The organism is Acinetobacter sp. SFD (assembly GCF_001647575.1).
GTDB classification, from domain to species: Bacteria; Pseudomonadota; Gammaproteobacteria; order Pseudomonadales; family Moraxellaceae; genus Acinetobacter; species Acinetobacter pecorum.
The window spans coordinates 427,224-453,495 of the sequence record NZ_LSZJ01000001.1 but is presented as its reverse complement, the minus strand read 5'-3'; the positions used below and the strand labels follow the sequence as shown (position 1 = coordinate 453,495).

The 26,272-nt window shown below is 43.9% G+C and carries 24 protein-coding genes; 8 read left to right on the top strand and 16 right to left on the bottom strand.

Annotated features, from left to right (window positions below; translation table 11 throughout):
• The first annotated feature begins 61 nt into the window (after positions 1-61).
• Positions 62-574 (top strand): CHAP domain-containing protein, encoded by a 513-nt coding sequence (locus tag AY605_RS02195; protein WP_064094835.1) that lies wholly within the window; start codon positions 62-64, stop codon positions 572-574.
• 15 nt (positions 575-589) lie between these two features.
• On the opposite strand, the gene AY605_RS02190 is transcribed toward AY605_RS02195, so the two are convergent.
• The 3 genes from AY605_RS02190 to lgt form a co-directional block, all read right to left on the bottom strand.
• A complete protein-coding gene (locus tag AY605_RS02190; protein WP_064094834.1) occupies positions 590-976 on the bottom strand; it encodes a hypothetical protein in 387 nt (128 codons plus the stop codon).
• The gene (locus AY605_RS02185) at positions 969-1,361 is read right to left on the bottom strand and encodes a hypothetical protein (protein ID WP_064094833.1); all 393 of its coding nucleotides are present in this window, start codon (positions 1,359-1,361) and stop codon (positions 969-971) included. Before AY605_RS02185 ends, AY605_RS02190 begins: the two co-directional genes overlap by 8 nt.
• Before the next feature lie 92 nt (positions 1,362-1,453).
• Positions 1,454-2,263, bottom strand: a complete 810-nt coding sequence (gene lgt / locus AY605_RS02180) for a prolipoprotein diacylglyceryl transferase (protein ID WP_064094832.1) — start codon at positions 2,261-2,263, stop codon at positions 1,454-1,456.
• 93 nt (positions 2,264-2,356) lie between these two features.
• Here lgt and AY605_RS02175 point away from each other — a divergent pair, with 93 nt between their 5' ends.
• Positions 2,357-3,136 (top strand): NRDE family protein, encoded by a 780-nt coding sequence (locus AY605_RS02175; RefSeq protein WP_064094831.1) that lies wholly within the window; start codon positions 2,357-2,359, stop codon positions 3,134-3,136.
• 53 nt (positions 3,137-3,189) lie between these two features.
• On the opposite strand, the gene AY605_RS02170 is transcribed toward AY605_RS02175, so the two are convergent.
• From AY605_RS02170 to tatA, 4 genes are all read right to left on the bottom strand, one after another.
• A complete protein-coding gene (locus AY605_RS02170) occupies positions 3,190-5,430 on the bottom strand; it encodes a PhoX family protein (protein WP_064094830.1) in 2,241 nt (746 codons plus the stop codon).
• Positions 5,431-5,625: 195 nt separating this feature from the next.
• Positions 5,626-6,402, bottom strand: a complete 777-nt coding sequence (gene tatC, locus AY605_RS02165; protein ID WP_064094829.1) for a twin-arginine translocase subunit TatC — start codon at positions 6,400-6,402, stop codon at positions 5,626-5,628.
• Complete coding sequence (tatB, locus tag AY605_RS02160) at positions 6,399-6,812, bottom strand: Sec-independent protein translocase protein TatB (protein WP_064094828.1); 414 nt, start codon at positions 6,810-6,812, stop codon at positions 6,399-6,401. Before tatB ends, tatC begins: the two co-directional genes overlap by 4 nt.
• A 9-nt stretch (positions 6,813-6,821) precedes the next feature.
• Positions 6,822-7,040 (bottom strand): Sec-independent protein translocase subunit TatA, encoded by a 219-nt coding sequence (gene tatA / locus AY605_RS02155; protein WP_064094827.1) that lies wholly within the window; start codon positions 7,038-7,040, stop codon positions 6,822-6,824.
• A 186-nt stretch (positions 7,041-7,226) separates the two neighbouring features.
• Here tatA and AY605_RS02150 point away from each other — a divergent pair, with 186 nt between their 5' ends.
• Positions 7,227-8,108: a hypothetical protein gene (locus AY605_RS02150; protein WP_064094826.1), complete on the top strand. Its 882-nt coding sequence runs from the start codon at positions 7,227-7,229 to the stop codon at positions 8,106-8,108.
• A 211-nt stretch (positions 8,109-8,319) separates the two neighbouring features.
• Here the strand turns inward: AY605_RS02150 and rdgB are convergent, their stop codons facing one another.
• The 8 genes from rdgB to AY605_RS02110 all read right to left on the bottom strand — a co-directional run bounded on the left by rdgB (position 8,320) and on the right by AY605_RS02110 (position 19,112).
• A complete protein-coding gene (rdgB, locus tag AY605_RS02145) occupies positions 8,320-8,946 on the bottom strand; it encodes an RdgB/HAM1 family non-canonical purine NTP pyrophosphatase (protein ID WP_064094825.1) in 627 nt (208 codons plus the stop codon).
• 104 nt (positions 8,947-9,050) lie between these two features.
• Positions 9,051-9,641, bottom strand: coding sequence for a tetratricopeptide repeat protein (locus AY605_RS02140; protein WP_064094824.1), 591 nt, complete (start codon positions 9,639-9,641; stop codon positions 9,051-9,053).
• Positions 9,638-10,231: a methionine biosynthesis protein MetW gene (metW, locus tag AY605_RS02135; RefSeq protein WP_004278415.1), complete on the bottom strand. Its 594-nt coding sequence runs from the start codon at positions 10,229-10,231 to the stop codon at positions 9,638-9,640. The genes AY605_RS02140 and metW overlap by 4 nt, the downstream gene beginning before the upstream one ends.
• Complete coding sequence (gene metX, locus AY605_RS02130) at positions 10,231-11,391, bottom strand: homoserine O-succinyltransferase MetX (RefSeq protein WP_064094823.1); 1,161 nt, start codon at positions 11,389-11,391, stop codon at positions 10,231-10,233. Before metX ends, metW begins: the two co-directional genes overlap by 1 nt.
• A gap of 112 nt (positions 11,392-11,503) precedes the next feature.
• Positions 11,504-13,201: a 2-isopropylmalate synthase gene (gene leuA, locus AY605_RS02125; RefSeq protein ID WP_064094822.1), complete on the bottom strand. Its 1,698-nt coding sequence runs from the start codon at positions 13,199-13,201 to the stop codon at positions 11,504-11,506.
• A 432-nt stretch (positions 13,202-13,633) separates the two neighbouring features.
• A complete protein-coding gene (locus tag AY605_RS02120; protein ID WP_064094821.1) occupies positions 13,634-14,317 on the bottom strand; it encodes a Fe2+-dependent dioxygenase in 684 nt (227 codons plus the stop codon).
• Positions 14,318-14,389: 72 nt separating this feature from the next.
• Positions 14,390-16,621 carry a TonB-dependent receptor gene (locus AY605_RS02115; RefSeq protein WP_064094820.1) on the bottom strand — a complete coding sequence of 744 codons (2,232 nt, stop codon included), beginning with the start codon at positions 16,619-16,621 and terminating at the stop codon, positions 14,390-14,392.
• Positions 16,622-16,934: 313 nt separating this feature from the next.
• The gene (locus AY605_RS02110; RefSeq protein ID WP_064094819.1) at positions 16,935-19,112 is read right to left on the bottom strand and encodes a TonB-dependent receptor domain-containing protein; all 2,178 of its coding nucleotides are present in this window, start codon (positions 19,110-19,112) and stop codon (positions 16,935-16,937) included.
• 264 nt (positions 19,113-19,376) lie between these two features.
• Here AY605_RS02110 and tig point away from each other — a divergent pair, with 264 nt between their 5' ends.
• From tig to AY605_RS02090, 4 genes are all read left to right on the top strand, one after another.
• On the top strand, positions 19,377-20,708 hold the full coding sequence (tig, locus tag AY605_RS02105) for a trigger factor (protein WP_064095175.1): 1,332 nt from the start codon (positions 19,377-19,379) through the stop codon (positions 20,706-20,708).
• 182 nt (positions 20,709-20,890) lie between these two features.
• Positions 20,891-21,496 carry an ATP-dependent Clp endopeptidase proteolytic subunit ClpP gene (gene clpP / locus AY605_RS02100; protein WP_064094818.1) on the top strand — a complete coding sequence of 202 codons (606 nt, stop codon included), beginning with the start codon at positions 20,891-20,893 and terminating at the stop codon, positions 21,494-21,496.
• Positions 21,497-21,525: 29 nt separating this feature from the next.
• The gene (gene clpX / locus AY605_RS02095) at positions 21,526-22,836 is read left to right on the top strand and encodes an ATP-dependent protease ATP-binding subunit ClpX (RefSeq protein WP_064094817.1); all 1,311 of its coding nucleotides are present in this window, start codon (positions 21,526-21,528) and stop codon (positions 22,834-22,836) included.
• 170 nt (positions 22,837-23,006) lie between these two features.
• Positions 23,007-23,741 (top strand): DUF2846 domain-containing protein, encoded by a 735-nt coding sequence (locus tag AY605_RS02090; RefSeq protein WP_064094816.1) that lies wholly within the window; start codon positions 23,007-23,009, stop codon positions 23,739-23,741.
• Between the two features lie 69 nt (positions 23,742-23,810).
• Here the strand turns inward: AY605_RS02090 and AY605_RS02085 are convergent, their stop codons facing one another.
• A complete protein-coding gene (locus AY605_RS02085) occupies positions 23,811-25,337 on the bottom strand; it encodes a fumarate hydratase (protein WP_064094815.1) in 1,527 nt (508 codons plus the stop codon).
• A 672-nt stretch (positions 25,338-26,009) separates the two neighbouring features.
• On the opposite strand from AY605_RS02085, the gene AY605_RS02080 reads away from it, so the two are divergent.
• The gene (locus tag AY605_RS02080) at positions 26,010-26,249 is read left to right on the top strand and encodes a DUF2171 domain-containing protein (protein ID WP_064094814.1); all 240 of its coding nucleotides are present in this window, start codon (positions 26,010-26,012) and stop codon (positions 26,247-26,249) included.
• Positions 26,250-26,272: the final 23 nt, after the last annotated feature.

Sequence of the window (26,272 nt, the reverse complement as noted above, 5' to 3'; positions counted from 1 at the left end):
GTATTCTCCGTTCGTTAACAAATGAAAGCCGATATTTACGGCGTGGAGTAAAAGGTAAAGCATGGTTTATGATCAACCAATGGACATGAGTGCAATACATGCACCTGCTCAAGCGAACATCATATTACGTTCTCAGGCTGAACAAAATCCCAAAAAACCTTCAACAGGTTCTATCCATAAAGCCGTAAGTTCAAGCAACGGCCATCGTATCAATATCGAGAAATTCACAAGCTATTTGCAGGGTATTACCCGTCGAACCAGTACTCAAAAATGTGCGCGCAGTATTCGTGTCGGGCTGCAATCTTCGGGTGCCAAAATCGTGAATCATCCGGTCGCCGCAGCAGACTGGGGAAATACCCTGATGCAATTGGGTTATAAGAAAATTAATGCTTCTTTTGACCGCCCTAAAAAAGGTGATATCTATATTATTGATCGTACCTCAAATCATAAATATGGACACATTGCAGCATATTCAGGAACTGCCTGGGTATCAGACTTCAAGCAGAATAGTCATGCAATCTATCGCACCAAAAACCTGACCTATAGTTACTATCGTCTGGAAACATACTTCTAAAAAAGTGTGCAAAGTTCACTCTTTGAAACGTTTCGCACGGTTTTCATAGACTGAGACTATAAATAGTCCAATCGCGGTAAAACCAAAACATTGCAGACCCAAAGCAAATTTTGTCCATTGCGCATATTGCTCGGGCAAATAGCCGAATAGGGTAATTAAGGCAATGATGGGAATGACCCGGCTCAAGGCGTTAAAGCCATTTGCATAGGGATTGGACTTCGAAATTTTCAGGCGGGAATGGTGCAATAAATGCACAACAATTCCAATCGCTAAACTCACGCCAACAAATACCGAACCTAACTGAGCCACAGTTGATGCTGCATAAATCAAGATACAGGTCGCAATAATGACCATCAGCTTGATTTGACGGGTACAGCGTTCCGAATACCACAACTCAAGCATGGGGTGAACCCGAATCTGATTTGTTCTGATTGAGCAGGGACAGGGGAGAAAACAGGCAAATCGCCAGAGCCATAAAGGCAATACCCTGCGCGCCTGGAATCAGGATTTCACCCTGCTGCATGTTCATAAAAACTAAAGCAAGCAATAAGGCAATTGGAATCCAGGTCAGGAGTCTATACAGCAAGCCAGTCGGATTTTTACTGGCAAAGTGGATTTTACAGTAACGGCAAATCAGAAAAACAATGCCGGTACCGATAAACATCAGAATCGCATCTAAGGGCAGCGGCTCCATCCAGTACAAGCCTGCAGCTGCCATGGCAATCACAATAAAGATCAACAGTTTTTTGAAAACAGATACCTGCGGATTAAACCAGAACTCAAGCATAATAATGAAAGAATAGAAGAGATAATCGGCACTTTAGCATATTTTGGATATAAAAAAGCGAGGCCTCTGCCTCGCTAAATTCAGCTCTTTTCTTAGCTGTTTTTTTGTGGACCCCAGTCATAAATTTTCTTCTGGTAGGCATACCACATCATCCACAAGCCAATCAGGATCATTGGCAGGCTCAGGAATTGTCCCTTGCTCATCCAGCCAATAAACAGCTGGCCATTGTCCGGCTCACGGAAGAACTCGACCACAAAACGTGCCAGACCGTAACCGATCAGGAACAGTGCCGAAACTGCCATACGCGGACGCGGCTTGGAACTAAACCACCACAGCACAATAAACAGGATCAGACCTTCACACAATGCCTGATAGAGTTGAGATGGATGACGCACCAGTTGCAGCGGATCGGTCGGAAAAATCATACCCCAGGCAAAGTTTGGATCGGTCACCTGACGGCCATACAGTTCACCACCAATAAAGTTACCAATCCGGCCAAACATCAGCCCTGTCGGCACGCAAGGTGCGATAAAATCCAGGGTCTGGAACCAGGTCATCTTATATTTCTTGCACCACCACAACATGGCCAGAATCACACCGAGGAAGCCACCATGGAAACTCATGCCGCCAGTCCAGATCTGGAATAGCCATAAAGGATCGGCCAGGAACTGGGAAAAACCGTAGAATAAAACATAGCCCACACGGCCACCAATGATTACACCCAAAGCACCAAAGAAAATCAGATCCGAGACCATATCTGGCGTCCAGCCACGCTGTTTAGCGCGATAAGTTGCCAGTCCCCAGGCAAATAGAAAAGCCAGGAGGTACATGAGTCCATACCAGTGGACTTGCAAAGGCCCGAGCGAAATCGCAACGGGATCAATGTTTGGATAGGTGAGCATTCCTGTTCCTTGTGATTCTGTTTTGCACAGATTTTAGCTGAAAGCAAAGAAAAATGTTGTACATTCAATGTGTAAAGATCGAGGGCATCAATTATGTGTATTGTGGCACTGGCTTGGCAGGTTCTGGATCAGACCCCAGTATGTCTGATTTCAAATCGTGACGAATTTTATCAACGTCCCACGCATGGCTTATATGAATGGGAAAATAGTCCGATTATTGCTGGGCAAGATTTACAGTCTGGTGGTACCTGGATGGGCATTACGGCCTCAGGAAGATGGGCGGTGATCACCAATTTCCGCGACGGACAGGACAAAAAACACTATCCAACTTCACGTGGACATATTATTCAAGACTTTTTAAATTCTGACTTAACTCCGATTCGTTTCGCGCAAGATCTGGAACAGAGACAGTGTGATTATGCTGGTTTTAACCTGTTTGTGGGAGACCAGCAGCAGGCGGTGTATATGAGCAATCGCGGGGAAGCACCGCACGTACTGGCCTATGGGGTCTATGTCGTTTCAAACGGATTGATGAGTGAAGACTGGTACAAGACCCGGCATTTGCGGAAACGCTTTACCCAGGAACTATTACCGATGCTGCAACAACAAAAGATTGCAGAAGCGGAGCTGTGTCATGCAGTCTGGGATATTTTGGAAGATGAACGCAAGGTGATTCCGGAGCTGTTGCCAGATACCGGTATCTCAGTGGAAATGGAACAACTGCTGTCTTCGACTTTTATCCAGAGTCCGGCCTATGGTACCCGTTGCTCCAATTTTTTGAGAATGCAGCAGGGACAATGGCACTGGATCGAAAAGTCACAACAAGGTGCGACCGCTGGCCAAATTATTGAAAAAATAATCAAACTAAAATAAGTACCAGATATAAAAAATGCCGACATCTGCCGGCATTTTTTCACAACCGCTGTTTATGCTGTCGCTTGCTCCAAAGCTTCACCCGCAATAGCGCCGCCATCTTTACGGGTAATCACCACAGTCGCAGAGCGAGGCACTTTGCCTAAACGGCTATAACGCTCGCTTTGGTTGGCTGGCCATGCGCCCCCTGGATGCTGAACGTTTACGAAAATCGCCTTGTAGTCCGGGGTAATGGTCACACCGGTAATTTCACAGCCTGATGGGCCAGTGAGGAAACGGCGAACCCGATCATTCTTCAGCTTGGCACCGACAAAGGTTGCTTGTCCTTCTGCCTTGGTGCTGGCAGCAAGCGCTTTGGTTCCATCACCTACTTTACCTGGCAGTGCTGCCAGCATCATACAGTTGGTTTCATCGGTATACTGACCATCATCGGTCTGAATCCACAGAATTCCGCGCGGATCGAACCACATGCCATCCGGGCTGGAGAAGTCATTTAAATCATCCAGACCTGACAGGTTGATGTTGGATGCAGCACGCGCTTCTGCACCGAACAGGAAGATATCCCAGGCAAATGCAGTGGCATTGACTGTATTTTCAGTTTCACTAAAACGGATGATATGACCATTCATATTGCCTGAGTTGCTGGCACTTGAACCCTTGAAATCAATATAGCTACGCGGATTGGCTGCATCAGTCGGGTAAGCACGCCCACGGTTACCGTTGTTGGTCAGCGTTATATAGACTTCGCCATTTTCCGGGTTTACTGCTACCCATTCCGGACGGTCCATTTTAGTGGCTTGAACATAGTCGGCTGCCAGACGTGCATGCACGACAATATCTGCCTGGTCTTTAAATGGATACACCGGATTTGATGCATCCAGGCCATTTTTACCATGGCTGAGTTCTAGCCATTGACCGGTACCATCCTCCTTGAACTGGGCGACATATAAGGTGCCTTGATCCATATATTTATCACCGACTGCATAACCGCCGTTGACGTCTTTAGGATCCCATTTTGCATCCGATACAAATTTGTAGATATATTCACCGGTTGCATCATCCCCCATATAGAATGCGAGCGGCTGACCGGGTACAGGATTACTGCAACGGCAATCTTCATGGGCAAAACGACCCAAGGCAGTACGTTTTACCGGACGGGCACTGGCACTGAACGGATCAATTTCAACAATAAAACCACAGGTATTCATGGCATTGCGATAGTCAGTAAGGGCACTGCCATCCGCCTGTGCAGTAATATTCCAGCGGTCATACAGATCGCGCTCACCCGTCAGTTCAGCATCGGTTTTATCCCAGCGATACTGGCTGGTTGCCGGACCGCCACGACCATAACGCGACAAAGCAACTTGTTCGGCATCTGTACGTACATCGCCTTCGTCACGGGAGAAATAGCCGCTCCAGTTTTCTTCCGCGGTCAGATAAGTTCCCCACGGGGTATAACCATTACCACAGTTGGCAAAGGTACCGCGCGTCAGGGTGCCTGCAGGCGAAAAACGGGTTTTCATCAGGTCTGAACCGCGTGCCGGACCACGTAATTCCATTTCAGTGGCAGCGGTAATACGGCGGTTAAATGGCGAGTTCAGGTTGATTTTGACGGCCTGAGTGTTCGGGTCTTTCTGGATTTCGACCACCGATACCCCGTGTGCATTTACTTCACGTAAAATCTGGTCTTCAGGGCGTTTACCATCTACCGTAATCGTACCGCCTGGCGTGTGTAACTGCGATTGTTGCAGATACTCATGGTTCAGCACCAACAAACCTTGTTGTGACTGTTTTGCAGCATAATTTTTCTTCTGTGGATCCATACCGAAGAAGGACATGCCGTCATGGTTGTCCCCGGCACGGAACTGATAAGAAGCGCCTGATGGAAGTTCTGTATCCAATTTTTCTGGCACACTGCTATTGATTGGATCGCCGACGGCATAGAATACATTTAACTCATAGCCTTCTGGCACCGTAAAAAAGTTCTGGGTGTTTTTCTTGACCCCCTCAAACGCGAACTTGCTTGGACGTTGCGCCAGATCGCTCCAGGCGTGCTGATCTACTGGTTTTTCATTGGCTGGTGGTGTTTCTGGTGCAGAATTATCATCGTCATTGTCATCTGAACAGCCACTGACCGACGCAGCAAATGCCAATGCCATGGCACCACTGCCTGTTTTTGCAATAAAGCTACGGCGGTTCATGTGTTGATTCAGGATCGTTTGGAAGTGGGTATTGTTGGAATTATTACTGTCTTCAATCAGATCCTGGCAAGGTATCATGTCTTCGTTTTTCATTTTAAAGTCCCAATTAAAAAGTAAGTGCTTGGTGGTGTAGAAGTTTTCAATACCTTAAGCTTGGGATGTGACAGTAATCTTAAGAAAATATGACATTAAAATTAAATAAATCAGTGTTTTATTAATTATATAAAATAAAAAGACAGCCAAGGCTGCCTGAACAGATAGATGAGTTCTTGTTTTGGCGGGTTGTTATTATTCAGTCTTTAAACGACGTTTTTCGATCAGTTTTCCTGCCAGTAAACCCAGTTCAAACAGTAGCCACATGGGAACAGCCAGCATAATCATCGACAGGGCATCTGGAGGTGTGACGAACATTGCCACAAAGAAGCAGCCCACAATAATAAAGCGCCGTTTCTCGATCAGCGTCTGTGTTGAAACTGCGCCAATCAGGATCAGAACCAGGGTAATAATGGGGATTTCAAAGGTAAAACCAAACACCAGAAACAGCTTTAAACAGAAGCTGAGATAACTGTTGATATCGGTCATCGGGGCCACAGTTTCCGGCGAAACACTGATAAAAAAATGCAGTATCGAAGGTAATGCCACAAAATAGGCGAAGCTGATGCCGGTATAAAAAAGCACGATACTGCCGACCAAAAGCGGCAAGGCCAGACTCTTTTCCCTGACATACAGTGCAGGCTTAATAAAGCTCCAGAGCTGATACAAAATAAACGGCATCGCGATCATCAGCGCGACAAAGAAGTTCAGCTTAAACGGGGCCATGAAGGTTGCGGTGACATCTGTGGCAATCATGGTCGAGCTGGCGGGTAATTGTGCCCGCAGTGGCTCAGACAGCCTTTGATAAGTCTGATTGGCAAAGGGTAGTAGACAGAAAAACAGGCCAATCAGGATCACAACCACTTTAAAAAGATGCTTTCTTAATACCACCAAATGCTGGGTGATTGGCATCTGTTCCAGGTTCAGCGCTGCAGCATCATTGGAGGCTGGTGTGGTTGGCAAGGTTGTCATACGGCCACCTTTATATCTGTATAGCGAGGTTTAGACATTACGTTTTGAGTTTGAGGTAAATACACGAAGGATACGGGCTGTTGCACCGGCTTATAGCTAAGCAAGGGTTGAGCAGGCTGAGGTTTTATTTTTAGTTGATCAGCTGCAATCGGCTGCTGTAAATCTGCCATTTGTGCCTGCATCCTGGCTTCCAGCTCCTGAATCCGTTGCATTTCAGCTTGCATCTGTTCACGCAATTCGGACAGGCGTAATTCACGATCAAGATCATTCTGAACATTGCTCACCATACGCTTGATCTTGCCATACCATGTTCCGACAAAACGTACTGCTTCAGGAAGCTTATCTGGCCCAAGAACCAAAAGCGCAATAATTCCGAAAATCAGCAGCTCGGTCATTCCAATATTGAGCATAGCGAACTCTTAACTTTTAGCCGAATGTTCAGAGGTTTTGACCTGGGCATCAATGGTACGTGGCTCTGCAAGCTTGGCCTGTTCAGCCTCTTCATCCTTGACTGATTTTTTAAAGTCTTTAATCGCGCCGCCCACGTCTTTACCCAGATTTTTAAGTTTGGATGTGCCAAATAATAAAATCACCACAATTGCAAAAATCAGCACATGCCAAATTGATAATCCTGCCATTAGTTTATCCTCTATATTTCATGCACCTATCTCAGCAGGCTTGTATGACAGTGGAGTGACGCTTTGATGACAGTTTGCCGACACGGCAGCAGGGGAATGAATCACTCATATAAAAAATTTCATAATTCAATGAAAAATATACTGTGCTAGCATACAGCCTGATCTGGAAATCTCAGCAGCATTGTCATGGCCTTGATTCTTCCCCTCCTGTCTTTTCTGACTGGTTATTGGGGGGTGCAATATTTAAAACCGATTCGACCTTTTTTGGCTGCTTTATTGGCCCGAGTACTGATTCCAGTACTGATTATCTATAACATGGTGTTTTACCAAGAGGGCAGTTTGTGGCTGATAGCCTTCAGCTTTTTCTGTTCCTGCGTATTCTTTGCCTTGTTTTATTTCACCCTAAAAAATAAACTGCGTGCTTTATGTTTGAGCTATTTAAACGGGGCATGGCTGGGGATTCCTTTTGCACTGGCAGTTTTTGGCCCGCAAGCGACCAGTACCGTGGTGGCCCTGTACATCGGTGGTTCCTTGTTTGGCAATGTCTGTGCGGTAATGGCAGTCAGTGAAGCCAGACAAGATAGTGGCTATATTTTAAAAAATGTACTGCTCTCACCACCTGTGGTAGCACTTTCGGTGGCAGCTTTATTGTCATTTTGGGATTTGAGTCACTGGCAGCAAGTGCCTTGGATAGAGATACTGTATCAGGCCAATAAAGTGCTGGTGACTTTTAGCGGCATGTGTGTGCTGGGAATGTGGCTGAGTAATGTGCGGATCAGCCGCTTCGATTTAATGCGTAGTCTGCAAATGATTTTTTATAGAGGGCTGTTTGCAGTTTTGCTGTGTGGCGCAGCTTATTATTATTTACCTATTCCGCAGCAGACGCTGACTTATGCGGTAATGCTGATGTTCTTTTTATTGCCGCCTGCAGCCAATATTGTGGCGCTGGAAACCCATTATCAGGGAACAGGCCATTCCGCCAAATATATTGCTTCGGGAACTTTGGCCAGCGTGATCTTGATTGCCTTATATGGGGCAGTGGTGCATGTATTGATGCCTCATCTATAAAAGTTCACCCTTTGCAAAAGGGGATTTAGAAATCTCCCTCTGCCCTATGGGAGAGGGTCGGGGTGAGGGTAGAATCCCTCCCAACCTCTCTTTTTAAAGAGAGGGGGCTTTTTCGATTTTCCTAAGGGTGAGTGATATTTTTATAATTACCTCCCCCTTGCGCAGCAGTGCTGCTCATCTCCTAGAAGGAGAGGGGAAAAATATGGAAAACTTATTTCGCCAAACTCGCTTTAAACAACTGCATCGCCTGACCACGATGACTAATTTTATTCTTTTCTTCCTTGCTCATTTCTGCACTGGAAATCCCCAGTTCCGGTAACCAGAACAAGGGGTCATAGCCAAAACCATTTTCACCACGTGCAGCTTCCAGAATTTCCCCGTGCCAGATACCCTGAAAGACTTGCGGTAACGGATCTTCGGCATGTTGGACCAGTGCCAGTACACAAACAAACATACCCTCAATTGCTTCACCCTCTTGGCGTAAGGGTTTGAGATCGGCCAGCAGTTTTTCATTATTGGCGGCATCGTTGCCATGCTCACCGGCATAACGAGCCGAATAAATGCCGGGAGCGCCTCCAAGAACCGGCACACAAATGCCTGAATCATCTGCAATAGCAGGTTTTCCGGAAATTTTAGCGGCATGACGTGCCTTGATAATCGCATTTTCGACAAAGCTTAGACCATCTTCGATCGCATCTTCGATATTCAACTTGCCTTGAGCTACGACTTCAACCGGCAGTTGTAGCTCGGCAAACAGTTTTTCAAACTCGGCAATTTTACCTTTGTTATTACTCGCCAATACCAGTGTACCTTGGGATAACCAGTCAGTTGCAGCCATGTCAAAAACTCATTATTAGATAAAGAATGGGTGCTATTTTAGCAATGGATGAAGAATTTGCGGCAATAAAAAAGCACCCGAAGGTGCTATTTATACCATTCAGCTTATTGTGCCTGAATCCATCTGTCGGCACGGTCACGTGCCTGACGGATCTGCTCTTGGGTTAAATTCGCTGCCAAGGCAGTTTTTCTGCCTTCCGACAGCGTAATCACCTTATTGTCGAGCATGCCATCACGGGTAGACAGTTCATACCACTGGTAAGCGCCCATATAGTTTTTCTTTTTCTCTTCCATCATTGCCAGGTTAAAGCTGGCACGGTTATCGCCACGGCTAGCCGCTTTTTCAAAATACTGACGCGCCAGCACTTCATCTTTTCTGGTGCCAATGCCATCGGCCAGCATACGGCCAACATTCAGCTGTGCAACTGCCAGACCTTGATCCGCAGCAGCTTTATACCAGGCAAAGGCCTGTCGTTCATCTTTTTGAATGTCTTTACCATACTGGTATTTGGTAGCCAGATAAAACTGTGCACCGGCCTGACCAGCTTTCGCTGCTTTGGTCAGACTGTTGATATCCATGATGGAATACTGAGCCGCCTGACTGGCAACAGATGGACTAGGTGCAACATAATCTGCATGGGCTTGCATGCCAAAAAGTCCCGCCAGTAGCGTCGTACTTAATAATAATTTTTTCATAGCGCGCTCACTCGATAAATTGCGACTTCACCAAATAGATTAGGGAGATGCTTGCTCAGCAAACTATCTTCTTGATTCCCGTTCACAGCGAGTCGATTAATAATTTTGATATTATTTTCCGCACAAAGTGCTTCAAAATCACGAAATGTACATAAGTGGATATTCGGGGTGTTATACCACATATACGGCAAGGCTTCAGAAACCGGCATTCTCCCTTTGATTGCCAAGAAAGAACGGGTCTTCCAATGCGCAAAGTTCGGGAAGGTAATAATGGCCTGTTTCCCCACACGCACCATATCACGTAATAATACGTCAGGCGCATCTACAGCTTGCAAAGCTTGTGCCATGACCACATTGTCAAAAGACTGGTCAGCAAAGCGGCTTAAGCCGAGGTTTAAGTCTTGCTGGATGATATTTAACCCGCGACTGACTGCAATTGCAATCTTTTCCTGATCAATTTCTAATCCGTATGCACGAATATCGTGCTTTTTGCTCATTTGTGCCAGCAGTTCACCGTCACCACAACCGAGGTCAAGTACGCTAGAACCCGGCTTGATCCACTTTTCAGCGAGTTGTTGATCGATACGCATTATATGGTCTCCTTCGGTGTTGCTTTCAGGTGTTCTTCACCCCCGAGAAATGCACGCAAAGATTTTACATAGAGCGGAATCGGGAACAGGAAGGAGTCATGGCCTTGTTCCGCATCAATATCCAGATAGCTGACAGGTTTGTGATTGCTGATCAAGGCATCCACGATTTCCTGTGAGCGGGCAGGGGTAAAACGCCAGTCAGTGGTGAATGACACCACCAGGAATTTGCACTGGGTATTGGCCATGGCTTTTTTGAGCGACTGTTCATATTCACGCGACGGATCAAAGTAATCCAGTGCCTTGGTCATAATCAGATAGGTATTGGCATCGAAGTTACGGCTGAACTGTTCGCCCTGATAACGCAAATAGCTTTCGACCTGAAATTCAACGTCAAAACCATACATAAATTTGCCTGATTTCAAATCGCGGCCAAACTTCTGCTTCATGGCCTCTTCGGACAGGTAAGTAATATGGCCCACCATACGCGCCAGAATCAGGCCACGTTTTGGATAGCTGTCATTTTCCAGATAACGACCATTATGGAAATCCGGGTCTGACAAAATCGACTGACGTGCCACTTCGTTAAAGGCAATATTCTGTGCAGAAAGCTTTGGAGCGCTGGCAATGATCACGCATTTTCTTAAACGGTTTGGATAATCCACTGACCATTGCAATGCCTGCATGCCACCCAGTGAACCGCCAATGATGGCATCCCAGGTATCAATCCCTAAACGGTCAGAGAGCAGGGCTTGGGTTTTGACCCAGTCGCGGACCGTAACTAATGGAAAATCAGGGCCATAAGGACGGTTGTCATGTTCAGGATTGGGTGAGGTCGGGCCGGTAGAGCCATTACAGCCACCAATATTATTCAGTGAAACCACAAAGAATTTTGACGTATCAATGGCTTTGCCGGGGCCAATACATGAATCCCACCAGCCGGGTTTTTTATCATCTTCATGATGATAGCCTGCAGCATGGTGATGCCCGGAAAGCGCATGGCAGATCAAAATAGCATTGGACTTATCGGCATTGAGTTCGCCGTAAGTTTCAACCATCAGTTCAAAACGGGGAAGGATGCGACCGCATTCAAGCTCTAACGGCTCTTCAAATTGGAACTTTTGTGGGACAACAATGCCCACTGAGTCAGCTGGAAAAGACACGGGAGGGATTCGCCTTAAAATCTTGAGTATGAATAATAAAAGGATACCATTTGCAGGTATCCTTCTAAAGTCTTTTTAATGCTATGGATTATTGCTAATTCTAATACCGTGTTTAGACGGCAGCAGCAATCACCTGATCAGTGCTTAACACACCCTGATCAATCAGACGGTTGGTACATGCGATAATCGCTTCGATGGAAGAGGTCACGATGTTGTCATGTACCCCTGCACCAAAGGCAGATTTACCGGTACCTTTCACTTGAAGTTCGATCAAGGCCAATGCTTTGGCATGGGCACCTGAACTGATGCTGCGCTCTTCATAGTTTACGACATCAATTGGCAACTGAAGTGCATCCAGAATTGCAGAAATTGGACCATTGCCTTCACCGCGGATACGACGGGACTGACCGTCAATTTCAAGGTCAAGCTCAATCACCTGATTGCCGTTATCATCTGACAATTTGTAGTTTTTCGCAGAATAGTGAACGTTTTTAGCATTCACATAGGTTTCCTTGAATAACTTCCAGATTTCGGTCGCGCTGATTTCAGTGCCTTGTTCATCGGTACGTTTTTGTACGATCTGAGAGAATTCAATCTGTAAACGACGCGGCAAGATCACGTTGTAGTTCGATTCTAACAAGTAGGCAATACCACCTTTACCTGATTGTGAATTCACACGGATTACGGCGTCATAATCACGGCCCAAATCTTTCGGGTCGATTGGCAAATACGGCATATCCCAGATTTCTTCGTTTTTCTGGAACTCGAAACCTTTTTTGATCGCATCCTGATGCGAACCCGAGAATGCAGTGAAGACCAAATCGCCGGCATATGGATGACGCGGGTGCACAGGTAAACCGGTACATTCTTCCACAGTCGCAATGATTTCATTGATGTTGGAGAAATCCAAATTCGGTGCTACACCCTGGGTGTACATGTTCAAGGCAATCGCAGCCACGTCAACGTTACCGGTACGTTCACCATTCCCAAATACGCAGCCTTCAACCCGGTCAGCACCGGCCATAATCGCCAATTCTGAAGCGGCAATGCCACAACCACGGTCATTGTGACAGTGAACTGAAATAATCACGCCGTCACGCCGCTCGATGTTACGGTGCATCCATTCGATTTGATCGGCATAGATGTGTGGTCCTGAAACCTCTACGGTTGCAGGCAAGTTCAAAATGACTTTATTGGTCGGTGATGCTTCCCAGATTTCAGTGACTGCATCGCAGACATCTTTCGCGACTTCTAATTCGGTTGCTGTAAAACATTCCGGGCTGTACTGGAAGATAAATTCAGTTTCCGGCTGTTTTGCGGCGTATTCTTTCACTTTTTGTGCAGCATTAATGGCAAGCTGTTTTGCACCTTCTACATCAACATTCAAGACTTTGTTGCGGAATGTCGGCGAGTTGGAATTATAGATATGCACAATGGCACGTTTCGCACCTTGTAAAGATTCAAAGGTACGTTGAATCAAGTGATCACGGGCTTGAACCAATACCTCGATATAAACGTCATCCGGAATATGACCTTCTTCAATCAATTTACGGGTGAAATCGAAGTCAATTTGCGAAGCTGATGGAAAGCCGATTTCAATGTGCTTGAAACCGATTTTTACCAGCATCTGGAACATCTTGAATTTCTGCTCCATGTTCATTGGCTCAAAGATCGCTTGGTTACCGTCACGCAGGTCGGTACTCATCCAGATTGGCGCTTTATTGATTTCGTTATTCGGCCATTGACGGTCTGGTAAGTCCACACGTTGATACATGCGACGGTATTTTTTACTTGGATCAGCCAACATCATGAGAGAGCTCCTTGTGTAACCTGATACAGCCTGTGTTTGGTTGAAGCACTGGCAAAGGTTGCGGAATAGATTTTGTCTATAATCATTTTCATGCAGGTTGGAACCAGGATTAAAACTAAAAAACTTCCGAAATATGTGAAATTTAGTTTTAACCACAAAACCTGCATGTATCACTTATACAATTTAGTTTAATCCAGTTAAATCGAAAAGTTTTTGCTTTTTTTATGGATTTTAGTCGTATCTCAATAAAGATTTTCTTATAAAGTTTAAGTCATGGAAAATATTTTCGCTAATTTTAAATATTTTATTTTATATTTTCTTAATTTAAACTTAATGCATGATTTTTTACACTTAAATACCCGATGATGCAGTATTTTTTTACAAAAAAATAAATCTGCTTATGTTCACAGATCACTAAATTCATGCTGGCTTTCAAAGCTCGGCCCATTTACGCATTAAATTATGATACAGATTGGTCAGTTTCATGACTTCGTCGTGCTGATCACCTAGCTCAATTCTCAGATTTTGAATACTCTGATCCAGATTAAACAGCATATGCCGTTCTGCATCATCCCGAATCATACTTTGTACCCAGAAAAAAGAGGCTATTCGGCAACCAGAAGTAATCGGAGTGACTTCATGCAGGCTGGTCGACGGATATAGAATCATATCGCCAGCAGGCAGTTTCACTTCGTGATAACCGTAAGTGTCTTCGACCACCAGTTCACCACCGACATATTCTTCCGGCTCACTCAGGAAAACCGTACAGGATAAATCCGTTCTGAGGCGTTCATTGCTCCCGCGAATACGACGAATCGAATTATCGACATGAAAGCCGAAAGATTCATTATTTTCATAGCGGTTAAACAGAGGAGGAATAATATCCAGAGGAATTGCAGCTGATAAAAATAAAGCATGCTGTCCCAGGGATTCCAGAATAATATTGCTGAGATGATGAGTGAGTGGATGATCTTCAGGTAATTGCTGATTCTGTTTCACGCTGGCAGAGAGTGTACCAGCGGTGACTTTGCCATTGACCCACTCAATCTTCTTCATCTCCTCACGGAAATATTGCACCTGTTCTTTGCTCAGTACATTTGGAATATGATGCAGCACTGGAAACCCTCGAATAATTGCATTTTCAAAATAGCATAGCCTCCCATCAGGAGGCTATGCGCTTATATCGAATTAATATTTAAAGTTGACTGCCAGCACTGCACTGCGGCCTTCTGCTTCAGTGGCATAGTGAGAGGCATAAGCTTTAGTGAAGTAACGTTCATCAGACAGGTTGTTGACGTTTAATTGCAAATCAACATTTTCATTCACGTTATAACGCGCCATGGCATCATAACGGACATAACCTGGAACCCACTTGGTATTGGCTGCATCACCATAAACTTTATCCATTGCAACAGCACCCGCTCCTAAAGTTAAAGCAGGTGTTACAGCATAGGTAGTCCAAAGGGTTGCAGAATTTTTAGGTACATTCTGCATTTGCTTACCTTTGGCAGGATTGTCAGGTGTACATACCCCTTGACGGTTACAGGATGGGCCCGGGTTCACAGTTTCACTGTCGAGATAAGTATAACCAGCAGATACAGCCCATTTATCCGTAATTTGGCCATTTACGCCCAGCTCAAGACCGTCTACTTGGGTTTCGCCGCCATTGGTATATGTAGCAGCATCCAGTTGAATCCGTGTATTTTGTTTTTCAGTACGGAACACGGCAGCGGTTAAACTCAGTCTTTCATTTAATACATCCCACTTTGTACCGATTTCAAAGGTACGGCTCTCTTCTGGATCTAAGTCCATATAGACTTGGCCAATTGCTTCTGAACCATCCCCGCCATCTACACCGACCGGATTGGCAGAAGTCGCATAACTTGCATAGATAGAACCATTTTCAACAGGTTTAAAGATTAATCCAGCCTGATAGGTCAGGAAATCGGTATTATTTTCAATAGAGTCGCCAGTCGCGTTTGTGGTTTGCTTGGTATCAAATTTATCCCAACGTAAACCCAAATCTAATAACCATTGCGGGCTAAACTCGATATTATCTAAGAGATAGACAGATGTAGTCTCGGTCGTGGTTGTCGTGAGATTTTTGTTGGCTGCGGAAGAGCCCAACCATTGATCACGTGAGTCTGGATTAGTTAATGATGTACACCATGCATCGTTGATAGCACAGTCGCTGTTGAAACCACCTGTGGTGGTACCTGGATAGCCTGGATAACTTGTTAAGTAGTTACCTTTGTCAGATTTTTGATCTGAGTACTCTGCACCTATATTAAAGCTATGCTTGAATGCACCTGTATTAAACTTACCTGTCAAAGCAAGCTGGTCGGTAAAGATGTTGGTATCAGTAATACGTGAGTTTATACGACGCCAGACTTTATCATTCAGCACGTTCCCTTTGGAGTCATCTGGCTGGGTCCATAAGTAGTCATTTTTGGCAGTGCTATATACCGCTGTATTACTCAGGGTCAGGTTATCCGTTAAATCGTGTTCCAGTTTGATGGTACCGATCTGATTTTCCTGTTTCTGGAAATCACGACTTAATAAACCATAATAAATGCCCTGTTTTACATCGACAGGTTTACCGACGGTGGCTTTTTTTGCCGCATCATACTTATAAGGAACCCCTGAATCCGGCGTGTCATCCGATTTTAAATAGTAATAACTTAAAGTCGCACGGGTAGGGGTGTCCAGACCAAATACAATACTCGGTGCAATACCGGCACGTTTATATTCGGCACCATTTTTCTGGCCAGCTTTTTCATTATGGTGACCCATCACGGCCACACGTGCTGCTATACCATTTCCAAAATCTTTATTGCCATCCAAGGTTATGCGTTGATAGTTGTCAGTACCACCCGCGACAGAACCTTCTAGAAAGTCACCCGCTTTAGCAACTTTAGAAATCATGTTGATACTACCACCAGTCGTTCCTGCACCGCCCATGGCAGATGCAGAACCTTTGGTGACTTCAACCTGTTCGACAGCAAACATTTCACGGTTCTGTGAAGTGGCGTTGCGTACGCCGTCTACATACATGGAGCTTTCAGAATTATAACCCCGAATAAAAGGACGATCACCGTTTGGATTGCCACCTTCACCCGCGCCCAAGGTAATCCCTGGAACTGTACGTAAGGCATCACTTAAGGTAGTGACTTGTGTATCTTCAATTAACTGTTTTGAAATGAGCGCAACTGACTTGGGGGTATCGAGTAAAGGCGCTACAAATTTGCTGTTTGCAGATTGGCTTACTTTGAAGCTAGGTGCCGGTTCAGCTTTGACTTCTTGATGAATCGTCTCTAACTGGATCACCTGTTCTTCTGCCATCGCAGATCCAGCCACCATTGATAAAGATGAAACAATTGCAGAGGAAACGATTTTTTTACGTGTTTTAATGAAGGTCATGTTAAACCTAAAAAATGAATATTAAAAAAGTATGAGAATAATAATGATTCTTGTTTTTATTTTTATCCTTTTGTCATAGGAATTCATGATCTTTAAGAAAATATTAAATGAGATTTCAAATGTAATGTTATATCAATACTTGATTAAACAATTGATTTTAATAAATATTGATAAATAAAGCTGATTGTTAACTTTTTATTGAGAATAATGATGTTTATTAGAAGGGCATGAATTAGCAATGTTTTGGGAAGTGCTGATCTAGCGACAAGAAAAAAACCCTGCCGAAGCAGGGTTTTGAATCATGACTTTTATATTAGAAGTCGTATGAAACAGATAACCAGTAGTTACGGCCTGGAATATAAGTACCTGTTGTACTAGAACCGATATCTAAATATTTATAACCGGTGGCAGTTTGGGGACGACCACGGTTGTCTAAATATTCATATGATTTTGCACCTTCGGTAAAATCTTTGTCCAGCAAGTTGTTCACAGCCATATTCAGACGTAATTGATCACTGACGGTATAACTTGCACCGAGGTTGAATACGCTATAGCCCGCTAACTTGTCACCAAATAATTTATATTCTTCATAGTCGCTTGAGCCTAAACCTGAAGCAGGTGCTGTTGGCGTAGTCAGGAAGCGTTGACGATCAGATTTATATTCGTACTGTAACCATAGGTCTACAGCAGGCACCAGATGCCATGTTGAAGTCAGGTTAAGCGCATTACGTGGCTGGTTATTGTAATAAGTGCCTTCGTTTTCTCCATCCGTAATTTCACTTCTGGTATAGGTATAGGCAGCTTTCATATCCCATTCAGGCAAAATGCTGTATTGCAAAGTTGCTTCTGCACCATAAACTTTGGCCTTATTCGCATTCACGCTGGTTGAACATGAGCTTGCAGTCAAGCATTCAGCGGATACAGGAAGATTCTCTGAAACAATCGCATCTTTAATCTGGTTGTAAAAACCGGTTGCCGTGAAATTGATATCATCTGTCGGCTGTAAATTAAAACCTAATTCATAGTTGGTTGAGGTTTCAGGCTTTAAGTCCGGATTACCAAATGTCAGGTTTTGTCCCTGTCCACTGAGGCCAACAACGCCGTCATAAAGGGCTTTCGCAGAAGGTGCTTTATAACCTGTGCTTACACCACCTTTCACGGTCAGCATGTCATTGGTATTCCAGACTAGATAGGCACGTGGACTAAAATGACCGCCAAAACCGGAGTGATCTTCAAAACGACCGCCATAAGTTAAACTTAAACTATCCAAAAGACGCCATTCATCTTCAGCATACACTGACCAGGATTTTTTATCGAATTCGTCTACACCAGTCGAATACAGAGCGATATTATCTTTATTGGTTTGCTCTTTGTATTCCGTACCCACAGTGAGCTTATGCGCACCCAAAGTTGAAATAATATGGCTGTCTGCAATTAAATCGGTATTTTTTAACACACGATCTGCACCAATTTGTGCATTTCCGACGGGTAATGCAGCCGAAGGTATCGTACGACCTTTGGTTTCAGTTTCTGAGTGGCTGATATAAGTATTCCACTGACCAAAGCTATAGTCGCCATCATGCCCGATTGCAAACTGGGTACGATCAAAAATTAATTTATCTTTATAACCATTTGCTGTTGTTGCAGTATCTAAAGTACCTAAACGGCTATTTTCATTCTTATAGTTTTGATGGCTGTAGAATGAGTCAAGCCACAAGGCATTTTGATCATCTACTTTGTATGTAAGTTTACCGCCTACATCATAATTATGTGCGGTGGTCGGGCGTGGATCACGGCCAGTTGAACCTTCGACACGCTCAGACTGGCCCCGGTCATAATAACTGCCGCGAAGTTGCAGACCAAGCACATCATTGACCAATGGACCATTCACCAAGAAGCTGGTTTTCCAGGAATCTGCTTCAGCACCATGCTCCATAACGTTGCCACTGACAGTAACGTTCCCATTCCACTCGTCTGAAACTTTTTTGGTAATGATATTAATCACACCACCCATGGCATCTGAACCGTAGAGGGTCGACATAGGTCCACGAATCACTTCAATACGCTCAATGGCTGAAAGAGGGGGCATAAAGCCTGTCGCTGCTTCACCAAAACCATTCGGGGTAACATCGGTAGAAGTTGTTTGGCGACGACCATCAATCAAAATAAGAGTGTCATCAGCGTTCATACCCCGGATGCTGACATTTAATCCTGCAGTTTTACCTACGCCATTACGCACATCCACCCCAGGGACATCAACCAACAGGTCAGCAATATTGGTGGCATTCTTACGTTGAATATCTTCTTGAGTGATCACGCTAATTGAGGCAGGGGCATCTTTTAATTGTTGTTCAAAACCCGATGCAGAAACTACAATGGTAGACAAGGTGGTAGTTGGGATGTTTGAGGGGCTATGTGTCTCTGCAAAAGCAGATGTTGCTGTGACCCCAAAAATTGCCAATGTAAGCGGACGAAGACTAAAACTATGCATGACCAAATTCCCGAACCGAAGAATAAATTAGTATTGTTGCTCAAATAAGAAACTGGATATTAATGATAGTACTTATCATTTGCAATAAAAATATACATTTTCTGCATTTAAGTGGGGTTGACTGAATATCTGAAAGGGTAGCAATTCGAATAAAAAAGACTTAAAAGCTGGAACTCGCGCGTATTTTTTGTATATCCTTAAATGTTGTCATATAATGTGGCACATTTTTATAAACCTGTTATTACCAAATATATAGAGGAAGCCATGCAAGTAACTTCTGAAGCGGTTTCGGGCGTTGCCCGTCGTTTAAATGTTTCTGTACCGACGAGCCGTATTAATGAGCAATTTGAAGCTCGTTTAAAACGCACTGCTAAAACTGCGAAGATCAACGGCTTCCGTCCAGGTAAAGTGCCTGTAAACGTTGTTCGTCGTGAATACGGCGCTGGTATCTACCAAGAAGTTGTCAACGACATCATTCGTGATACAGTTTTCGAAGCGATCCAGCAAGAAAAAATCAATGCTGTAGGCATGCCGAACATTGAAAAAACTGAAATGAAAGACGACGCTTTAGTTTATGAAGCGACCGTTGAAGTTTATCCAGAAGTTGACGTGAAATTCGAAGGCCTGGAAGTTGAACGCAAAGCTTCAGAAGTGAATGACAAAGATGTTGAGAAGATGATTGAAAATCTTCAAAAACAACGCGCTTCTTGGGCTGAAACCAAAGGCATGGCGAAAAAAGACATGCAAGTGACTTTTGACTTCGAAGGTTCAATCGACGGCGAAAAATTTGAAGGCGGTTCTGCAGAAGACTTCAAACTTGTTCTAGGTTCTGGTCGTATGATTCCTGGCTTCGAAGATGGCATCATCGGTATGAAGAAAGGCGAAGAGAAAGTGATTGATGTTACTTTCCCTGAAGACTATCAAGCTGAAAACCTGGCTGGTAAACAGGCTCAATTCAAAATTACTGTGAAGCTTGTTGAAAAACAAAAACTTCCAGAAATTGATGCTGAATTTCTGAAAATCTTCGGTGTATCTGAAGAAGAAGGCGTTGAGAAGCTGAAAGCTGACGTTCGTAAAAACATGGAACGTGAAGTGAAAAACGGCCTGCGCAACCAGGTTAAAGGCGCAACTTTTGATGCACTGGTTGCTGCAAACGAAGTTGAACTTCCAGCTGCCATGCTTGCTCAGGAAATTGACCGTCAACGTCAACAAATGATCCAGCAGTTCACTCAACAGTTTGGTGCTCAAGGCGCGAAAGCATTTGATTCAAGCATGCTTCCAGATGATCTGTTCAAAGAACAGGCTGAAAAATCTGTGAAACTTGGCGTGCTAGTAAGCAAAGTACTTGCTGATGCGAAAATCGAAGTTGATCAAGCACGTGTAGAAGCTTACATAGAAGACATGGCTTCTTCTTATGAAGATCCAAACGAAGTGATCGAATACTTCAAGAATGACAAGCAGCAACGTGCTCAAATCGAAGCTGTAGTACTTGAAGATCAAGTGGTTGACTACATTCTGAACTCTGCGAAAGTGACTGATGTAACTGTAAGCTATGAAGACTTATTGAAAGAGCAACAGGCTCGTCAACAAGGCTAATTTTAGCTTTCCATAAAAAGGCGCTTCGTGCGCCTTTTTTCATATTATTGATATATCTGTTTTTCACAAAACTAATGCAAAAAATATGAGAGATTTATTGGCGATTATTTTGCAATTTCATTGATTATCCCTCATATTGTAATTATGGATTAAGTCACAAAAATTTAGGAATAAATAAACCTATGTATGTTCCAACGATTGAAAACGCTTTAGTGCCAATGGTGGTAGAACAATCCTCTCGTGGTGAGCGTTCTTTTGATATTTATTCACGCCTTTTACGTGAGCGGGTAATTTTTTTAACAGGTGAAGTTGAAGACAATATGGCCAACTTGATCGTTGCGCAAATGTTGTTTTTGGAAGCGGAAAACCCAGATAAAGATATTCATTTATATATCAATTCACCGGGTGGCTCGGTGACAGCTGGCATGGCAATCTACGATACCATGCAGTTTATTAAACCGGATGTCGTGACTTATTGTATGGGTCAGGCAGCCTCAATGGGGGCATTCCTGCTGAATGCAGGGACCAAAGGCAAGCGTTATTGCCTGGAAAATGCCCGCGTCATGATTCACCAGCCTTTAGGTGGTTTTAAAGGCCAGGCATCAGATATTGAAATTCACGCACGTGAAATTCTGTTCATTAAAGAACGTTTAAACCGTTTAATGGCTGAACATAGTGGTCAGGAATATGAAAAAGTGGCACGTGATACAGACCGTGACAACTTTATGACTGCTCAGCAAGCGAAAGAGTACGGTCTTGTGGATGAAGTACTTACTAAACGTCCATAAGTTTTAAAGATTGAGATATTGGAGTAAATATGTCCGAACATCCTCAAGGACAAAAGCATTGTTCATTTTGCGGTAAAACGCAGTCTGAAGTCGGAAAGCTGATTGCAGGCGAGGACGCATACATTTGTAATGAATGTGTGGACGTATGCTTAGATTTGGTTCAAACCAGTCAGCAGGTAGAAACCAATGACTGGGCGAACCGTCCTTTGCCGAAACCGCATGAAATCCGTGCGGCGCTGGATCAATATGTGATTGGTCAGGACGTAGCGAAGAAAACCTTATCTGTTGCGGTATATAACCATTATAAACGTCTGAAAGTGCAGACCAATGGTAAGAAAGCAGATGATTCTGTTGAAATTGCTAAAAGTAATATCCTGCTGGTCGGACCGACTGGTTCAGGTAAGACCTTGCTGGCCCAAACACTTGCCCGTCTTCTCGATGTTCCATTTGCCATGGCAGATGCAACCACACTGACCGAAGCGGGGTATGTGGGTGAAGATGTAGAAAACATTGTACAAAAGCTTTTGCAAAAAGCTGATTACGATGTCGAAAAAGCGCAAAAGGGCATTATCTATATCGATGAGATCGACAAGATTACCCGCAAGTCGGAAAATCCATCGATCACACGTGACGTATCGGGTGAAGGTGTACAGCAAGCCTTGCTGAAAATGATCGAAGGTACGGTGGCTTCCATTCCTCCTCAAGGTGGGCGTAAGCATCCGCAGCAAGAATTTATTCAGATCGATACCTCGAACATCCTGTTCATTTGTGGTGGTGCATTCTCAGGTCTTGAGAAAATTGTCCAGCAGCGTCAGGAAAAAGGTGGTATTGGCTTTACTGCGGAAGTCCGTAACAAAGATGAAAGCAAAAAGCTGTCTGAGCTGTTCCGTCAGGTCGAAGCAACTGACTTGGTGAAATTCGGTCTGATTCCAGAATTTATTGGTCGTCTGCCAGTGATTGCAACGCTGGATGAACTGGATGAAGAAGCGCTGATGCAAATTCTGACTGAGCCAAAGAATGCATTGACCCGTCAATATAAACATCTGTTTGAGATGGAAAATGTAGATCTGGTCTTTGAAGACTCGGCTTTACGTGCTGTGGCGAAAAAAGCCCTGGAGCGTAATACCGGTGCGCGTGGTCTGCGTTCGATCCTGGAAAATTCATTGCTTGAAACCATGTATGACCTGCCGAGCCGTAGTGATGTAGGTACTGTGGTGGTGAATGAAGCAGTAATTAATGGTAAAGCTGCACCAGAGTTTCGTGCTGAGCGTCAACCACATGATGAACCAGAAACAGCAGCAAAAGTTGATTTAAAAGTGGTGAATAGCAAATCTGCCTGAGAGTTGCTATTCGTCAGAAACGTGTGAAAACCCCGTGTTTTCACACGTTTTTTATTTCCAAAAATAAAAGCAGATGCTAATCTCAACATCTAGGCGTGGACGCCGAAAGTTATAAAAAATATATCGCAAAGCACTTGCATACAAGAATAAAGACGCAGTGAGGGATAAGCATGCGTGGAGTCGCCATCGTACTCATCGGCAGTTTGGCGCTGATGGGGTGTCACGGTAAAAAAGCCGTAGTTGAACCTACACAGGTAGTTGAACCTACACAGCCGCTCAGTACTTTAAAAAATATTGATCTTGAAAAAAAACCAGGCTTCGTCGAGAAGCACAAGGTAGGCATGTTCACGATTGGTGGTTGGGTGAACCAGAAACAGGGTCATCATTTCCAAACGGTTAAGCCACAGCATGAAGAAGCAGCTATTGTTTATTTATATCGTCCAGATTCAAAATGGAACCGTCAGGAAATTGTAGCTGCGAGTCTGTTTATCAATCAGCATCGCATTCCAAGTTTACTGCATAATCACCATTACTGGATCGAGCTACCTGCAGGCACTTATCGTTTAAGTACTAGCCGTCCTTTGGGTACTCTGCACTTTCAGACACCTAAATATCTGGACCTTACGGTAGAAGCAGGACAGTCCTATTTTATTAAATATGATGAGGAAAATCTCAGCACCCGTCGTAGTGTAACGGGACCGCTGATGCTAATGCCGAATAATGTGGGTTTAAATGAAATTGCTTTTACCCAGTTAAAGTCAGACAGTTTTAACTTTTTTGCACAGGATCAGCAAACAGGAAAAATCCGCAAAAAAGCCCAGAAGATTAAACCGACTGCTTATGATCCAAGCCTAGACGTACAATTGACCACGCCTTTTAAACTGTGGGATCCGCGGACTTGGTAATTTGGATAGTTCTTTGAGGAAAGATAATAAAAAAGCACCCTAAATGGGTGCTTTTTTATACAGCTTTAATTAGCCTGCAGCAGCATCAACTACTGGAATCTTGCCAATTTTAGCTTGCCAGATTTTCGGTGCAGTGGCATGAATAGAAGTACCATTCACATCAACCGCGACAGAGACCGGCATATCTTTCACAACAAACTTGTAGATCGCTTCCATACCCAGGTCAGCAAAGGCAACCACTTCAGCTTCACGGATCGCTTTAGACACGAGGTACGCAGCGCCACCTACAGCCATTAAGTAAGTCGCTTTATTGTCTTTGATTGCTTCAACGGCAGCAGGACCACGATCCGCTTTACCGATCATGCCAAACATGCCAGTCGCTTCAAGAACTTGACGTGTGAATTTGTCCATACGCGTAGCCGTTGTTGGACCTGCAGGACCAACGACTTCATCACCGACTGGATCGACTGGACCTACGTAGTAGATGAACTTGCCTTTAAGATCAACAGGAAGTTCTTCACCATTGTTCAGCATGTCCACCATGCGTTTGTGCGCAGCGTCACGGCCAGTGTAAATTGTACCGTTAAGAAGCAGCGTATCGCCTGGTTTCCAGGAGTTCATTTCTTCTTGCGTGATGTTGTCCAGGTCAACGCGTTTAGACGTTGAAGAATCCCAAGTCACAGATGGGTAGTCTTCAAGTTTTGGTGCCTGAATATGTGCAACACCTGAACCATCAAGGGTGAAGTGTGCATGACGAGTCGCAGCACAGTTCGGGATCATACCGACTGGTTTACCTGCAGCATGACATGGATAATCTTTGATTTTAATATCAAGTACAGTGGTTAAACCGCCAAGACCTTGTGCACCAATACCCAAAGCATTTACTTTTTCGAAGATTTCGATACGAAGCTCTTCCATTTTGCTTTGTGGACCACGACGAAGCAATTCGTCCATGTTGATCTCTTCCATCAATGCTTCTTTGGCAAGCATCATGGCTTTTTCGGCAGTACCACCGATCCCGATCCCCAGCATACCTGGTGGACACCAGCCTGCACCCATGGTCGGAACAGTTTTCAGTACCCAGTCTACGATTGAATCAGATGGGTTCAACATTGCCAGTTTAGATTTATTTTCTGAACCGCCACCTTTGGCTGCAACAGTGATATCTACTTTGTTACCCGGAACAAGCTTGTGATAGATCACAGCAGGGGTATTGTCTTTGGTGTTTTTACGGCCAAATGCAGGATCGGCCAGAACTGATGCACGAAGTACGTTCGAGTTTTCAAGGTAACCTTGACGCACACCTTCGTTGATTGCATCATCCAGGCTCATGGTTAAATCGAATTTAACGTCCATGCCCACTTCAACAAATACGTTGACGATACCAGTATCTTGGCAGATAGGGCGGTGGCCTTCTGCACACATGCGTGAGTTAATCAAGATTTGCGCGATTGCATCTTTCGCAGCTTTGTTCTCTTCACGGTCGTACGCACGGCTCATCGCTTGGATGAAGTCTTGTGGATGATAGTAAGAAATGAACTGAAGCGCATCTTTAACCGATGTGATCAAGTCATCTTGCTTGATAATAGTGGTCATACAAATATCTCTTGAGCGGGCTGTTAGCTAGCGGGCTAAATTATAAGATAAATAAATCCAGTTGTGGGTGTTTTACAGGGACATTGGCCAAAAGTTTATAGTTTAAGCAATTTATCGTCTTGTTCTGGTCACTAGCATAGTTAAAAAAGACAAGTTCGTGACATATTTATTGTCATATTTCAGCTTGTATTTCACCTCAATAAAGCTTATAAAAATTTAAGTTATTGATTTTTATTTAATATTTAAAAATATAAAAAATCCTGATTGTCATCTAAATGTCATAAAACTTTTACATAATGCAGCTATCAAATAAAGGAGATCCTAACAATGGTTACAGGTATTTTGATGGCAGCTGGTTTTTGTGTATATATCGCTGCAACTTGGATGTATGGTCAGAAAGAAGAGCAAGCCTAAGCTTATCTTCTTTCTCCTATTTTAAGGTTTTATTGGATTACGCTATCTTCAAATCTTCAAATCTTCAAATCTTCAAATAATATTAATAAAAAACAATATTTCAAACATCTTCCCCTTGTCACAATACTCAGGTAACTCACACATTTTATAGAATTACATTATTAACCCAGAAAAACCCAAAGCCTGAAAACCCTTACACATGCAGCGTTTTTTATTGCTTAGACTGTTTTTCTCAACTTCTAGAAACAGGCAAGTAGAATGAACAATTTTAATGCAAGTGATATTAAAGAACATGCTTCAGTCATTGCTTCATGTGGTACTCAAGTCGGGAAGGTGGATCATCTGGAAGGTCAGGATTCAATTAAATTAACGAGAAGTGATGATGAAAATAATGAACATCATTTAATTCCATTAAGTTGGGTAAGTGAAATCAAAGATGGAAGTGTAGTTTTAAATAAAACAGCAGAAGAAGTGCGTCAGCAGTGGACCACCGTGTAAAAGTGTTTGATGTCTGATTGATG

Coding starts and splice junctions, on each gene's coding strand:
- AY605_RS02085 (WP_064094815.1), bottom strand. CDS start 25,337: ATGACCACTATTATCAAGCAAGATGACTTGATCACATCGGTTAAAGAT.
- lgt (WP_064094832.1), bottom strand. CDS start 2,263: ATGCTCACCTATCCAAACATTGATCCCGTTGCGATTTCGCTCGGGCCT.
- AY605_RS02175 (WP_064094831.1), top strand. CDS start 2,357: ATGTGTATTGTGGCACTGGCTTGGCAGGTTCTGGATCAGACCCCAGTA.
- AY605_RS02150 (WP_064094826.1), top strand. CDS start 7,227: ATGGCCTTGATTCTTCCCCTCCTGTCTTTTCTGACTGGTTATTGGGGG.
- AY605_RS02170 (WP_064094830.1), bottom strand. CDS start 5,430: ATGAAAAACGAAGACATGATACCTTGCCAGGATCTGATTGAAGACAGT.
- AY605_RS02140 (WP_064094824.1), bottom strand. CDS start 9,641: ATGAAAAAATTATTATTAAGTACGACGCTACTGGCGGGACTTTTTGGC.
- AY605_RS02080 (WP_064094814.1), top strand. CDS start 26,010: ATGAACAATTTTAATGCAAGTGATATTAAAGAACATGCTTCAGTCATT.
- clpP (WP_064094818.1), top strand. CDS start 20,891: ATGTATGTTCCAACGATTGAAAACGCTTTAGTGCCAATGGTGGTAGAA.
- AY605_RS02195 (WP_064094835.1), top strand. CDS start 62: ATGGTTTATGATCAACCAATGGACATGAGTGCAATACATGCACCTGCT.
- tatC (WP_064094829.1), bottom strand. CDS start 6,402: ATGACAACCTTGCCAACCACACCAGCCTCCAATGATGCTGCAGCGCTG.
- metW (WP_004278415.1), bottom strand. CDS start 10,231: ATGCGTATCGATCAACAACTCGCTGAAAAGTGGATCAAGCCGGGTTCT.
- AY605_RS02185 (WP_064094833.1), bottom strand. CDS start 1,361: ATGCTTGAGTTCTGGTTTAATCCGCAGGTATCTGTTTTCAAAAAACTG.
- tatA (WP_064094827.1), bottom strand. CDS start 7,040: ATGGCAGGATTATCAATTTGGCATGTGCTGATTTTTGCAATTGTGGTG.
- clpX (WP_064094817.1), top strand. CDS start 21,526: ATGTCCGAACATCCTCAAGGACAAAAGCATTGTTCATTTTGCGGTAAA.
- leuA (WP_064094822.1), bottom strand. CDS start 13,201: ATGATGTTGGCTGATCCAAGTAAAAAATACCGTCGCATGTATCAACGT.
- tatB (WP_064094828.1), bottom strand. CDS start 6,812: ATGCTCAATATTGGAATGACCGAGCTGCTGATTTTCGGAATTATTGCG.
- AY605_RS02090 (WP_064094816.1), top strand. CDS start 23,007: ATGCGTGGAGTCGCCATCGTACTCATCGGCAGTTTGGCGCTGATGGGG.
- AY605_RS02110 (WP_064094819.1), bottom strand. CDS start 19,112: ATGCATAGTTTTAGTCTTCGTCCGCTTACATTGGCAATTTTTGGGGTC.
- rdgB (WP_064094825.1), bottom strand. CDS start 8,946: ATGGCTGCAACTGACTGGTTATCCCAAGGTACACTGGTATTGGCGAGT.
- AY605_RS02115 (WP_064094820.1), bottom strand. CDS start 16,621: ATGACCTTCATTAAAACACGTAAAAAAATCGTTTCCTCTGCAATTGTT.
- AY605_RS02190 (WP_064094834.1), bottom strand. CDS start 976: ATGCTTGAGTTGTGGTATTCGGAACGCTGTACCCGTCAAATCAAGCTG.
- tig (WP_064095175.1), top strand. CDS start 19,377: ATGCAAGTAACTTCTGAAGCGGTTTCGGGCGTTGCCCGTCGTTTAAAT.